Origin of the sequence: Paenibacillus eucommiae, assembly GCF_017874215.1 — a bacterium.
Classification (GTDB): domain Bacteria; phylum Bacillota; class Bacilli; order Paenibacillales; family NBRC-103111; genus Paenibacillus_AI; species Paenibacillus_AI eucommiae.
Genome location: NZ_JAGGLB010000003.1, coordinates 176,808 through 190,583 on the forward strand (window position 1 = coordinate 176,808; position 13,776 = coordinate 190,583).

The window sequence follows — 13,776 nt, forward strand, 5'->3', positions numbered from 1 at the left end:
TTAAACCGCTTCTTAAATCGCTTCTTAAATCGCTTCTTAAACCTCTATTGAATTAAATAGAAATGGTTTCCCATTTAAGTAATGTTTGATAATGGCTTGTGCGTAGGGTTGCTCTCCCTTAAGTCCCTCGCTTTCCCTTGGATCAGGCGCATGGTGAGAATAATTTTCGATCATTACCATCACTGTGAAATTTTCCAATATGGGAAGCCAATCTTCTTCTAGTTTCCTAATACTTTGGTATCCCTTAGTAACCAATTCCCTCTGCGCGGGATAAATCCCCAAAATGGTATGCGCTATATCATAAAGGAAGTATCCAAACCCACATCTTCCAAAATCAATCGGACGAGGATCTTCGTTGTGAAATACAATGTTGCCTTGGTGCAAATCCCCATGAATTAATCCATAACCACTCCTATCCTTGCTCAATGTGTTCATCCAGGAAAGGATCTTCTCAGCTGCTGTTTGGTACAATTGGAATTCAGCGTCAGTCAAGAACCGATCGTAATTCTGTGTCAAACGAATCATAGCTTGCCTAAAACTCTGCTCACCCCAAACAGGACGTTCGAAGCCAGGAGTCAGCTCAAAATTCTGTGATACTTGATGGAGCTTTGCTAAGAGGATTCCCTCTTTGTAGCTCTGGTTCTCGGTAATTCCTTCTTTCGCATGCTCACCTTCAACCCAACACATCAACGAAGCATGGCTATGATAATCATTATCCAATTCTATGCTCACGGTTCTAGAACCATTGCGATCCAAGACACCCTTGGGGATAGCAACATCAATCCGTTCATTCAAAGTATCTAGCCAAACAATCTCGGAATCTATCTCTTCCCTGCTCATATTTGAGTGAATGCGGAGCAAGAAAGTTTCCCCTTTATTTGTTTTTACTATGAAAGTACACGTATCGGAAAATTGGTTGAATTGAATTTGATCCCAATCCAAATCATAGTTTTGAAGTGCTATCAAAGCTGCCTGTTTCGATCTTGCAATTGCCTTGTTTATTTCATCCAAACTCAGGTCCCCCTATTGCAAACTAGAAATAATATTAATGATATCATATCGGATTCCTTTCAACTGGTAAAATATAACTATAATTAAGCATTCTGTGAAGAAGCAGTTAATCTCATCCGCTGGTTGAAATCCGATTGATAAAGTAAAAAAACACAGCTCTACCCGCTTTTTGGGGACAGAACTGTGTTGTTGGTTTTTAATATCATGCTCTAGTCTAGCCATCCAGGCTTGTCTAAACTTTAAATGTTGACTTTGATTTATTGCCTGATCGCTTCCTATACCACCAATACAACAGAAAAACGAAGGAAAGAAAGAATATATAGATCAAAGATGCCCACAAAACATTACCCAAATCGGAAAGCAGTTGGTCGCCAATGACAGCAAATACAAACATCACAGGTATCTTCCCAATACATGTAGCGGCGGCAAAAGTTCGAAACCGTATGCGACTGATGGCGGTGTAGACATTCACTGCAACTGCAGGCACAAAGGGAATGAGCCGGGCTGTTAATACCGCGATAAACGCATTACGTTCCATCAGCTCCGTAAACCGGTCCAATCGCTTGAATTTTGCCATTAGCTTGATTCCTTGTTTCTGAAAAACCAGCCTCACAGACAAAAAAAGCAGAGCAGCAGCGATGGTGGAGCTCATAACATTCAGGAATCCTCCCAAAAATGGGCCATATTTGGCCCCAATCAATCCTGCAACAATGCCATAAGGGACTACAGGAACCAGGGCCAATAATACAGCTGCTCCAAATAGCAAAATGAAATTATTGCCGCTATCGTCATCCAACCAGCGAAGAATGGGGTCTTTATTTAGAATGATTACGATGATGGTGATTACATACCCGAGAACAAGAAGCCATTTATTAATCATCCTATAGCCCCCTTGTCACTGATTGTGGTTATCGCTTTATTCGTTGAAGCAAGTACTTGTCTATCGAAACAGCAATTGCAATTCCTAGGACATATCTAATTAAATCAACCGATAAAAACCCTCTCCCAAGTATAAGCGATCCCAAGACTGTATTCCTGAGGCTAACTATCCACTCGGCTTGATATAACTGACTAAATTCAATAGCAAAGCTAAATAGGATGCTGATCCCTACTGTCCATGTCAAACTTTTCTTAATGAAGAAAAATCGAAATCCAAAATAGACCATACTCGCCCATAGCATGTCCCCAGCATGTTGGGAAATAAACTCAGGTATTTGGCTGGAGAACTTTCTTGAGCTTAAGCCTAATACGACAGAAGTTATAATAGCTACAAAATAAATGATGCGCGTATACAAATAGAATCATCCTAACTTCTTCATATCCAATTTGTGATTGAAATGGAGCCTTCCAAATAAGAAGGCCCCCGCTTTCTAAATAGGTCGTGATTTTATTATGAAACGGTGTTGACTTACGTCAAAAAAGCCTTTTTCTTGAATGATTTGATGAATCTCATATATTTTTGTGAGATATTTTTCCGGTTCGAATCCGGGAACTTGCCAAGGTATTGCTTTTAAGTAGTAAATTAAGCTGCCGACATCATAAAATCTTTGAAGCGGGAATTCTTCTTTACTTGTCAAAACCTCAAATCCATTGGCTTCAATTTCCAGCACCGCCGTTTCTAAATTCCAATGATTAAATTCTTCATTTAACGGGACTCCAAATGTCTCATTTATTTCACGACAATCAAGTCCGCCTGATTGCTGGGTAAGGAAAATACCGTCATCTGAAATAATCCTTCGTATTTCTTCCGGGCAGTAAGATTCATGCTTATTTAAAATTAAATCAAATTGATTATCTTCAAACGGTAAGTGGGAGTCTTCGTCAATCTGTACAACTTTCACACCTAGTGGCTCTAGTCTCTTTCTGGCTATTGGAACATTAGGAAGATATCCTTCCGTAGCGAATACTCGCTTAGGCAGAGGACTCAGCATGGATAATAACTCTCCCCCACCGGTTCCCATATCTAGCATAGAATTAGCTTTCTGAATAAGGGGGATTGCCATGCTGCCATAGGACCAGGAGAGCAGTTGGCTTCCCATTCGACCAGTCGCTGTAATATAAGAAAAGTCCCAGCCGGAAAAATCTTGATGGACATTTGATAAGATATCTAGAAATTGCTTATCCATTTTCATCTGGTTACCTCCGTAATAACAGTAATTTGTAATTAGTTATTCTTAATCTCTCGCAACTGTTAATTATGGAGGACCTCTTATGTATACGTATAGGAGTTACGTCTCATGTTCTAACAATTTCATATGGATAGCCCCCCTAATGAAGATGATTAAATACAATTATATTGCTATTTCATTGTTTTGTCAGTGCTTTGTGAGATCTTTGTGAGCTATATAACTATAATCAAACAACTGCAAGCATGGATTGACGGGAAGAATATTCAGTACTAATATATAAGAATTCAGAAAAAAATTCATTGTTTTACTATACAAAGTAGAACAGGGAGGCCATGCTTTGATAGAGAATCACGAATATTCAGGAGCTTTCCCCGACAGAAATTTTCGTAGTCTGCAGGCTGACTGCGAGAACTGCTTCGGCTTATGCTGTGTTGCGCTGCCCTTCGCAGCTTCGGCAGACTTTGCGATTGACAAAGACGCAGGACAGCCCTGCATCAACCTGCAATCCGACTTCCGCTGCGGTGTTCATACCAGCCTCAGGCAGCGGGGCTTTCGAGGCTGCACTGTGTATGACTGTTTTGGCGCCGGCCAAAAGGTTTCTCATGTCACCTTCGGCGGAAACGATTGGCGGCAATTCCCGGAATCGGCGAAGCAAATGATCGAGGTTTTCCCGATCATGCGGCAGCTCCATGAAATGCTCTGGTATTTGACCGAAGCGCTGGCGTTGCAACCAGCCTGTCAGATACACGAAGCGCTCAACTTAGCGCTCAACGAGACGGAACGTCTCACTTTTCTTAGTCCCGACACTCTCAGGGAAGTGGACGTTACAGCGCACCGAGCAGATGTCAACGCTCTTCTCCTTCGTACAAGCGAACTCGTAAGAGCTGAGGCCCTCCGCCAGCACAAGAAGTCTTCGAAGCGTCAGAAAACATACAGCCGCGGAGCCGACCTGATTGGAGCCAAGCTCAGAGGGGCTGACCTTAGAGGTGCCAACTTGAGAGGCGCTTATCTTATTGCCGCTGATCTCAGAGAAGCTGATTTAAGAGTGGCTGACCTGATCGGGGCTGATTTCCGAGACGCTGATCTCAGGGGTGCTGACCTTACCGGGAGCATCTTTCTCACCCAAGCACAGCTTAACGCAGCGAAGGGCGACGCCGATACAAAGTTGCCGCCTTCACTTACTCACCCAACGCATTGGTCCACATAGGCCCACCAGATCGCTGCTAAACCAAAATTTTAATTAAAAAAAAGACCGCTAAGCGGTCTAATTTATGAACTTATCCCTATCGCCACTATCCACTTCCCTCAGGAAGCAGCATCTATGGACAGTCCTTTTGAGCGTGCGATTCACTTGGGCGATGGTTTTCATCGTTAAATCCAATCGAGAGAAAAACCCTTGTTGGCTGTTCGTTTGAGCTTGGTGTTCGTGTGATTCGTGCGGTTGTAGCTAAAGAGAGGGAATGGCTGTGGGTGGAAGAGCGTTAGCGTCCGCCTTTAAAGATTTGTTCCTACCTCTTCATCTCTAACATTCAAAGGAACAAATCTTTAACAGCGGCTGGAGCCCACAGCTATTCCCTCCCCAACCACCAAAATTACGAACACGCACCTCAAAGGACACTGCAAGGCGTCTTTTCTTATTTTACATTAAAGTAAAGAGTACAATCACAATTACAACCATTGAAACCAGTGTACCCATCATTCCTCCCAATAACCAGGACTCTTTCTTACTCATAAATAAGGAGCATAGAACATGAATAAAAAAAGGGATCGCATATATGTACAATCTCAGACTAGTAGGGATATGGATGATCAGATCCAAAGCAAATAACACTAACAGAGCAAAAATGATAATAAGCGCGCTTGTCCTTACTTTCTTAAAATCCAAAGTACCATAAAAATGAAGATGCATCATCTATACCCCGATCTGATTAATGATTGTTCAATTCACCGCTTACGGTTTCGATCCAAGGATTTTTTCAATGCGCGTTTGAATATCCTTCTCCTTCATTTCTCCCACGAAAATATCTTGGATAACTCCATTGGCATCAATATAGAATGTTGTTGGGTAAGAATTGACTCTGTATGTTTTTCTAACTTGATCATTGTCCATCAATGTAGGGAAGCTTATTTGGTGTTGCTGCATAAACATTCGTACGGTTACCAAACTTTCGTTAAGGTTTACCCCTATTATTCGCACGGGCTCCCCTTTCCAAAGCTCACTTTGTTTCTGCAAGGCAGGCATTTCTCTTACACAGGGCGGACAAAATGTTCCCCAAAAATTCAACACCAGTCCTTGCCCTTTAAAATCTGCAAGCTCAAAGATCTCCCCGTCCAATGTAGCCAATTTAAAATCAGGGGCTTTCCCCCCTATCTTCACTTCTTCTAATTTTTTCCCCGAAGCTGTCCAAATCGCAAACGCTCCAGCCAGCAAAACAACGAAGATGATCACCATTTGAACCCAGCGATTGCGCAAAATTGAGCACTCCTCTTCCATAAATACTTTTTATTTGTCTGTGTCTTCGTTATCTTTTATTTACGTTTATTGTACCATAACACATGATTCTCAAAATACTATGCGCTGTAGTTTTTATGACAAATTCATGAATCTCTCGTGCGTTATTGTGTATACCTATTTTTCTATTTCATGGTCTTTCCTTTTGATGGCGTCCTGCAGCTTCTGTTGAACTTTACGCAACAATTCAGGATCAACTTCTTCCATAACATCAATCATATGAGAGACGATAACTTCTCCAAAATCTTTAATAAGTCCTTCTGTTACACTCCGGGTCTGTTGATTTATGAATACATCCTTTGAGACAGCTGCTCTGAATTGAGCCTGTTTGTTTCTCCCTCTCCCGCCTGCTTGCTTTTCGATAATGCCCTTCTCACCAAGTCTATTTAAGACCGTCATTAGAGTATTGACAGAATAATTATGTTCTTCTTGTAATTGATCCCGCAGCTGCTTAACATGCATCCATCCTTCTGAGGCCCACATGAGCTCCATAATTCGCGATTCGAGCGAACCAAAGAATCGATTGATCCCTTCTTCTTGCATCCGATAACCAATTGGCTTCATGATGTCAGGCTCCCTTTTTTACAGTAACGTTCCTCTTACATACGCATTATAACAGAATATTATTCATTTTACCGCGGATCCAAGGACATAATAGACGTTAAAGGAAATCATTAAGTGTTTAAAGTATTGAGCTATAAATGATTTGAAATTGAGATTTATATTGCAAAGAATGAAAATAACAAATATAATACATATGAATACATGCTCATATATTAATTATAAGGAGGCGTTTCTTATGTCTGACCACTCGCATCAACCCCACTCTCACTCTCACTCTCACTCTCATGCTCACGACCATAGTCATCACGGACATGGGCACGGACACTCACATGCTTCCAACAATAAAAAGGGCTTGACTGTCGCACTTATCCTTACAAGCAGCATTATGATACTGGAGTTCTTCGGAGGTCTCATCACCAACAGCTTGGCCCTGCTCTCAGATTCGGGACATATGCTGAGCGATGCAGCATCACTGGCTCTCAGCTTGGTCGCCCTGTCGTTTGCTGCAAAAGCTGCTTCGCCACGAAAAACATATGGTTTTTACCGCTTTGAAATCCTAGCCGCGTTATTTAACGGAGTGACCTTGTTTATTATTGCTGCCTTTATTATTAAAGAAGCCTATCAACGATTTTTCGAGCCCCCTACTGTTTCAAGCGGTTCCATGATTCTCATAGCATCCATAGGTTTATTGGCTAACCTGATAAGTGCCTGGGTACTACTTAAAAAAAGCGACGTCAAGGACAACATCAACGTTCGCAGCGCTTACTTGCATGTCATTGGTGATGCATTAGGCTCTGTTGGGGCCATTATCGCGGGGCTATTGATGCTCATATTTGGTTGGTACATTGCTGATCCCATCATCAGTGTGATTGTTGCCTTACTTATTTTGAAAGGTGCGTGGGGCGTAATACGCAATGCCATCCATATCCTGATGGAGGGTACACCAATCACGATTGATTCTGATCTTGTTAGAGAGATATTAGAGAGCATTGAAGGTGTTATCGATGTTCATGATCTTCACATTTGGACGATTACTTCCGGTCTTGATTCGTTAAGCTGCCACCTGCTAATTGAAGATTCTTACGAGGGTCACGATATCTTACAACAGGCCATCTCGAGAATCGAGGAAACATTCAAGATCAAACATACAACAATCCAAGTGGAAAAATCTTCTTTGCAGCATGCCGAGTTAAATGTTTAACTAGCAACCAGTTGAGAGCAGTGGCGGTCACCGGTAAAATATATGAGAAATACGCTTGCTGCGTCTCTTGAGGAGCTTTTTCATGGCTTTGGTGCGTTGCGGAGGAAATGGCCGTTGGCTCCAGCCGCTGTTAAAGATTTGTTCCCTTGAATGGAATGGATGAGTAAGTAGGAACAAATCTTTACATGCAGAAGCTATTGCTCTACCACCAACTGCCACGCACACTCTCAACTTCAAGGTGCAAGAACACCAAGCTCAAAAGGACCACACTACCAAACCGACTAATCGATCTGACGTGACAGCAAACAAGGTTTTTTCACTTGGTTAGAGGAGATTTCCTAGGGGGCAAATGAGCTGGGGGCTGGAAATTGGGATGGGGCAAAAGATCCCCGCTACGTTAACGATGAAAATCATCATTAAAGTGGCACCTTGACTTGGGAACACTTGTTTTAACGATGAAAAACATCGTTAAGTGCAGCCCACGCCAATTCTCCCAATTCTTCCGGGGAGGAGCATGGGACAATGTGAAGCGGCAGCATGAATGGAAAAAAACTCACAATGTGCGCGCGCGTCTGGCTTACTACAAAGATCCTAACATGCCACGCTCAAACGGACGGACTTTCAGCAGGGCACCAGTTTCCTGATCGAAAGGGATAGTGATGACAATGAAAATTTGGACATCTTTGCAGATTTCAATTAGTTTACAAAAAGACCACCTGTAAAGGCGGCCTGAAAAATGCTAAATATATAGGAAGCTATCCATATTCCATTTTACATCCCTACCAATTGCCCTTCATGAAGCGCGTGGTAAAATCCGCCCTTTTCCATCAATTCCTCATGCGAACCCTGCTCCAAAAGACGTCCTTCCTTCAGCACCAGAATGCGGTCCGCTTGACGGATCGTATTCAACCGGTGGGCGATGACGAAGCTGGTTCGCCCTTTCATTAACCGCTTCAGCCCTTCCTGAATTTTGATCTCCGTAACGGTATCGATGCTGCTGGTTGCCTCGTCGAGTACGAGGATAGACGGATCGGCCAAAATAGCGCGCGCAATCGCGAGCAGTTGCTTCTGTCCTTGGCTGATACCACTGCCGTCGGCGCTTAGCTGTTTATCATAGCCATCTGCTAAGCGTACAATAAACGAATGGGCGTTGGCCAGTTTGGCCGCCGCTTCGACCTCCTCGTCGGTTGCGTTCAGCTTGCCATAGCGGATATTTTCCCGGATCGAACCTTGGAACAGGAAGGAATCCTGCAGCACAAATGCCATATGAGATCGCAAGCTCTGGCGTTGAATAGATAAAATGTTCCGGCCGTCAATCGTAATCGTTCCCCCATTGGGCTCGTAGAAGCGCGAGATGAGCTGAATTAGGGTCGTTTTGCCAGCGCCAGTTGGACCGACCAGGGCGATCATGTCACCAGGTTTCGCCTGAAAGCTAATACCTTCCAACGTATCACCGCCCACATCATAGGCAAACGACACATTTGAGAACGTCACCTCGCCTTCGATGCGATGAAGTGCAACTGCGTTTCCTTCATCCTTCGATTCATCTTCTTCGTCCAGCACTTCAAACACCCGTTCAGCGCCTGCAATGGCCGACAACATCGTATTCCATTGATTGGCCAGATCGTTGAGCGGCCGGGTAAACTGCCTTGCATATTCCACGAACACGATAATGACTCCAACGGTGATAGCGCCTTGAATGGCTAGAATGCCGCCAACTCCGGCAATGACCGCGAAGCTCAAATTATTCAAGCCATTCATTAGCTTTGGTATAAAGCTAGAGATCGTCTGCGCCCAAAAGCCGGACAAGGTGATTCGGTCATTGCGTTCCGTGAAGCCGCGGATAACCCGTGCTTCCTGCGAGAACGACTTGATGACCTTCTGTCCCGACAGCGTTTCTTCAATGTAACCGTTCAGTTCTCCCATATTGCGCTGACGCTGCTTGAATAGCGGACCGGTGCGCCGGGTTATCCATCGCATACCTAGTGCCATCAGCGGCACCACAGTGAAAGTGAGCAGCGTCAGCAGCGGGCTCAGCCGCAGCATCACAATAATCGTCCCTACGAGCGTCAGCACACTGGAGAAAATCTGGATCGCTGAGCTATTCAGCGTCGCACTGACATTCTCGATATCGTTGGTCAGCCGGCTCATGATTTCGCCTTGCTGGCGTTTGCCGAAGAATGGGATCGGAAGCTTGTGCAAATGTGCGAACAGCTCGGTGCGCATCCGGTATACAGTCTCTTGGGCAATGCCGATCATCCATACATTTTGCAGCCACGATGTCAAAGAGTAGAGCACATAAACCACGGCCAAGACGATCAAAAAACGTACCCAGGACGAACCGCCAGTGCCTTCCAAATAATCGTCAACCGCGACTCCAAGCAGGTAAGGTCCAAGCAGTGCCAGCGCTGAGCTGAACACGACCATAAGCAGCACGAGGGCCAGCTTGCCCTTGCGGTAAGACAAATAGGTCCAGATTCGTCCCAGTGTGCCTGACCAGTTTTTGGCCTTGGCTTTCTTCGTCTTGCCGCCTGGTTCTACTGCCGTGCTGGAACTGGTCTTCGGAAAAGGATGACGGAAAGGCTCAAGAAGTGCTTTGAACATAAGGCACGTCCTCCTTCCTGTACTGGGATTCATAAATTTGGCGATATAAGGAAGACGCAGTGATCAGCTCATTATGTGTTCCCTTATCAATCAGCCGTCCTTCATCGATCAGCAGGATCAGATCCGCAGAAGCGGTGGAGCTGATCTTCTGAGTAATCAGGAAAGTTGTGCATGACAGGCTGGTCAGCGCATCCAGAAGTGCAGCTTCTGTCCTAACGTCCAAAGCGCTAGTGCTATCGTCGAGTATAAGGATGGACGGGTTCCGGACAAGCGCGCGGGCGATCGACAGACGCTGCTTTTGTCCCCCTGACAAGTTGACGCCTCTTTGTCCTAGCATCGTATCATAACCGTCAGGCAGACGTTCGATTGTCTCGTGAATTTGAGCCTGCTTGGCAGCCTCGACAATCTGCTCAAAGCTGGCGTTCTCCAAACCCCAAGCGATATTGTCCCGCACAGTGCCAGTGAAGAGCAGCACTTCCTGGGGCACATAGCCAATGGCTTCACGCAGACTGACAACGTTAAGCTTGCGGGCATCAACACCATCGATCCGCACCGTTCCTTCCTGCTCTTCGTAAAGCCTGGTGATGAGCTGAACGAGCGACGACTTGCCTGCGCCGGTTGCTCCCATGATTGCGATCCGTTCCCCGGGACGTGCCGTGAATGAAACGTCCTTCAATACAGAAACTTCACCGCCCGGATATTGGAAGCCGACACGATCAAATTCGACACCGCCTGTAACGTTCAGGAGAAGCTTCCCATCCTGGAAGACCTCATTCCCCTCGCCGTCAGCAGCGAATACTTCGTTGATACGCCTTGTGGAAGCTCGCGCTCTCGAGAAAGAGACAATCAGCCAGGCGAAAGCCGATAACGCACCGATCGTGCGTAAAGAGTAGTTCATCACTGCGACGACTTGTCCTACCGTCGCGTCACCGGAGGCAATGTCAGCCCTCCCAAACCAGAGTACGGCAATGATGCCTGCATTCATAACCAGCATTATGAAAGGCATCGTCGTCTCCGTCAACCGTAAAGCGGAAACTGTACTTTTCATTAATTTCAAACAAGCCTGAACGAACCGGTTGCTCTCATGACTCATGCGCACGAAGACACGGATGAGACGCATACCAGTGAGATTCTCTTGAATGACACCATTGACTGAGTCCAGACGCTCCTGTACAGAACTGAACAATTGGGCGGACTTCTTGATGACCCATATAACAAATACAAGAAGAGCCGGGACCATAATAACGAGCAGCAGACCTAAGCGTACATGAATGATCAGCGCCATGATCATACTGCCAGCGACAACAAGCGGCACACGTGTCATGAACCGTAGACTCATAAATACGAGTTCCTGCACTTGGCCGACATCACCCGTCAATCGTGTAATGAGCGATGAAGCGGCGAAACGGTTGAAGACTGCGTATGTAAATGACTGCACTTTGTCGTACAGCCTCGCCCGAAGATCATACCCGAAGCCCTGGCTCGCGTGAGAGGCGAAGAAAGAGCTTGCAATTCCAGCCATAAAAGCCAATATTGAGCTTATGGTCAGAATGCCGCCCCATAACCAAACGACGGACAGATTCTGTCGCATGATGCCTTCATCGATGATTTTGGCAATTAACAACGGTTGCATAAGCTCGACCGCTAGCTCAACTAGCATCATGATTAAAGCCGCGATCGAAGCTACCCGGTATTTTTTCAAAAAAGTGAAGATAATGCCCATTTCCATTCCTCCTGCCTAACGGTGTCCTCTCCCCCTCATTTTGTTTATTATACCGTATTTTAGCGATTTGTGATCGTTTTCACCGAGAGAAATTACAGCAAAAATCCGTGAATGAACATTGTTCATCCACGGAATCCAGTAAACTAAAGCATAAAAAGTCACACAAGTACAACAATTTCAGGACCCTTTATTTCGACTCATTCTCTTCACTTCATACCAGTAATCTCAGCTACTATTTCATATGAACGAAGACGGGCTGAATGATCATAGATGGCTGTGTTAATAATTAGTTCATCTGCTTGAGTTTCATCCAGAAATGAATGAAGCTGCTCCCTCACTTCATCCCGATTACCAATAATCGAGGATTTAAGCTGATTCATGACCCAATTTTTCTCCTCGTTTGTCCAAATGCCCTCCATCGAATCTACTGGCGCTGGCAGCTGGGAGGCCGTATTCCGAATAACACTAAGAAATTGCTGTTGAAATGAAGTTGCCAGATAATGCGCTGCATCACTTGTATCTGCTGCAATTATATTTAATCCTACCATAGCATAAGGCTTATCCAATACTTTGGATGGTTTAAAAAGGCTTCGGTATCGTGTGAGAGCAGGAACCGTATTTTCAGGAGAAAAATGACTCGCAAAAGAAAACGGCAATCCTAGTTGTGCAGCTAATGCGGCGCTGAAGCCACTGGATCCAAGCAGCCAAATCGGAATATCTTGTCCTTCGCCAGGAATGGCTCTAACCCGATTAGTGCTTGAGCCGGCATCCAGATAGCTCCTCAATTGCTCCAGCTGTTCCGGGAACTCCTGGCCATTTGCCCGGGAATCACGACGAAGAGCCATCGCAGTTAACTGATCACTTCCAGGGGCGCGGCCTAATCCCAAATCGATTCGGCCTGGATACATCGCTTCTAGTGTTCCGAATTGTTCAGCAATTACAAGCGGGGCATGGTTGGGCAGCATAATCCCTCCAGAACCGACACGAATTGTATTAGTTCCCCCGGCCACATAACCTATGACGACTGAAGTCGCTGAGCTCCCGATACCTGGCATATTATGATGTTCAGCAAGCCAATAACGATTATAGCCCCATTTCTCTGCTTGCTGTGCGAGATTCAAGGTATTTTTGAATGCTTCACCGGGCGTACCTCCCTCTGTTATGGGGGCAAGATCTAGTACAGAATAAGAAATTTGCTTTAGCTTTGCATCATCTATGAAATGGTTCATCTTCAACCTCTTCTTTCCAACCGAACTTTATCAGGTGTAACATCATTTCCTAGCGGATCGATCACAGTCAGACCGGAAATCGTAGAAAGAACCTGTCCGCGAATTTCGCGCAAATAATGCTGCCGCAATTCTTTCTGCTCCATCCGTTCAACGCTTGTTAATCCTTCTCCACGGTCTTTTCTTGCTAATTCATTTATCCGATCTAGGCTTTTAATCATCATGATCCCTCTTCTCTAAAATGATTTTCCCTGCTATACAACCATTTTTTCCTTGACCCATGCCTGAAGTGATTCTAATTTGTTCTTAAAACGATTGGCCTTCATCTCCTCAGCCAAATAGGCGACGGTTTCCCGTTTAAGCACAGATTTCCAAGCCGTCTCCGCCTCTTCCATCAAATCGCTCAATAAACAGCATTGATCTTCTGCATGCAGCTCAAGCATATCGTTCAAAATTCCGCTTGCCGAATAAAGTGTCTGCTGCCCTTCTATAGCCAGGTAAATATCATAAATCCGAATATCTTCAAGCTTCTTCTTTAATTTAAAACCGCCCTTTATCCCTGGCACTGAAGTAATCAAGTCCGCACTGACTAGCTTCCGCAATAACTTTTGGAAATACGTCGCTGAAGTCCCTAACTGCTGACTGATCGCTTCTCCAGGCAACACAGCCCGATCTGGCAGCATATCAAGTAAAAGAATCGCATATACCGACTGCTCGACACCCGTTTTCATGTGCATAACCATTCACCTTATCCATCTCTGTTTATTTTTTATAAAGTGGATAATGATTATCCTTATTAATATAAT

At 44.9% G+C, this 13,776-nt stretch carries 13 protein-coding genes; 2 read left to right on the forward strand and 11 right to left on the reverse strand.

Annotation, left to right across the window (positions count from 1 at the left end; all coding sequences use genetic code 11):
* Positions 1–36: 36 nt before the first annotated feature.
* From J2Z66_RS06200 to J2Z66_RS06215, 4 genes are all read right to left on the reverse strand, one after another.
* On the reverse strand, positions 37–1,011 hold the full coding sequence (locus tag J2Z66_RS06200; protein WP_245375318.1) for a phosphotransferase enzyme family protein: 975 nt from the start codon (positions 1,009–1,011) through the stop codon (positions 37–39).
* Between the two features lie 232 nt (positions 1,012–1,243).
* Positions 1,244–1,891, reverse strand: coding sequence for a TVP38/TMEM64 family protein (locus tag J2Z66_RS06205; RefSeq protein WP_209970502.1), 648 nt, complete (start codon positions 1,889–1,891; stop codon positions 1,244–1,246).
* 28 nt (positions 1,892–1,919) lie between these two features.
* Positions 1,920–2,306 (reverse strand): ribosomal maturation YjgA family protein, encoded by a 387-nt coding sequence (locus J2Z66_RS06210; protein WP_209970503.1) that lies wholly within the window; start codon positions 2,304–2,306, stop codon positions 1,920–1,922.
* 75 nt (positions 2,307–2,381) lie between these two features.
* Positions 2,382–3,143, reverse strand: a complete 762-nt coding sequence (locus J2Z66_RS06215; protein ID WP_209970504.1) for a class I SAM-dependent methyltransferase — start codon at positions 3,141–3,143, stop codon at positions 2,382–2,384.
* 337 nt (positions 3,144–3,480) lie between these two features.
* On the opposite strand from J2Z66_RS06215, the gene J2Z66_RS06220 reads away from it, so the two are divergent.
* Positions 3,481–4,347 (forward strand): pentapeptide repeat-containing protein, encoded by an 867-nt coding sequence (locus tag J2Z66_RS06220; protein WP_376774367.1) that lies wholly within the window; start codon positions 3,481–3,483, stop codon positions 4,345–4,347.
* A gap of 744 nt (positions 4,348–5,091) precedes the next feature.
* Here J2Z66_RS06220 and J2Z66_RS06225 read toward each other — a convergent pair.
* Positions 5,092–5,613: a redoxin domain-containing protein gene (locus J2Z66_RS06225; RefSeq protein ID WP_209970506.1), complete on the reverse strand. Its 522-nt coding sequence runs from the start codon at positions 5,611–5,613 to the stop codon at positions 5,092–5,094.
* A gap of 156 nt (positions 5,614–5,769) precedes the next feature.
* Positions 5,770–6,216, reverse strand: a complete 447-nt coding sequence (locus tag J2Z66_RS06230; RefSeq protein ID WP_209970507.1) for a BlaI/MecI/CopY family transcriptional regulator — start codon at positions 6,214–6,216, stop codon at positions 5,770–5,772.
* Between the two features lie 235 nt (positions 6,217–6,451).
* Between J2Z66_RS06230 and J2Z66_RS06235 the strand changes: the two genes are divergently transcribed.
* Positions 6,452–7,417 carry a cation diffusion facilitator family transporter gene (locus J2Z66_RS06235; RefSeq protein WP_209970508.1) on the forward strand — a complete coding sequence of 322 codons (966 nt, stop codon included), beginning with the start codon at positions 6,452–6,454 and terminating at the stop codon, positions 7,415–7,417.
* A gap of 771 nt (positions 7,418–8,188) precedes the next feature.
* Here J2Z66_RS06235 and J2Z66_RS06240 read toward each other — a convergent pair.
* The 5 genes from J2Z66_RS06240 to J2Z66_RS06260 form a co-directional block, all read right to left on the reverse strand.
* Positions 8,189–10,021: an ABC transporter ATP-binding protein gene (locus J2Z66_RS06240; RefSeq protein WP_209970509.1), complete on the reverse strand. Its 1,833-nt coding sequence runs from the start codon at positions 10,019–10,021 to the stop codon at positions 8,189–8,191.
* On the reverse strand, positions 10,002–11,744 hold the full coding sequence (locus J2Z66_RS06245) for an ABC transporter ATP-binding protein (protein WP_209970510.1): 1,743 nt from the start codon (positions 11,742–11,744) through the stop codon (positions 10,002–10,004). The genes J2Z66_RS06240 and J2Z66_RS06245 overlap by 20 nt, the downstream gene beginning before the upstream one ends.
* A 206-nt stretch (positions 11,745–11,950) precedes the next feature.
* Positions 11,951–12,973: an LLM class flavin-dependent oxidoreductase gene (locus tag J2Z66_RS06250; protein ID WP_209970511.1), complete on the reverse strand. Its 1,023-nt coding sequence runs from the start codon at positions 12,971–12,973 to the stop codon at positions 11,951–11,953.
* A gap of 2 nt (positions 12,974–12,975) precedes the next feature.
* The gene (locus J2Z66_RS06255; protein ID WP_209970848.1) at positions 12,976–13,191 is read right to left on the reverse strand and encodes a DUF896 domain-containing protein; all 216 of its coding nucleotides are present in this window, start codon (positions 13,189–13,191) and stop codon (positions 12,976–12,978) included.
* A gap of 33 nt (positions 13,192–13,224) precedes the next feature.
* Positions 13,225–13,707, reverse strand: coding sequence for an Rrf2 family transcriptional regulator (locus J2Z66_RS06260; RefSeq protein ID WP_209970512.1), 483 nt, complete (start codon positions 13,705–13,707; stop codon positions 13,225–13,227).
* Positions 13,708–13,776 lie beyond the last annotated feature (69 nt).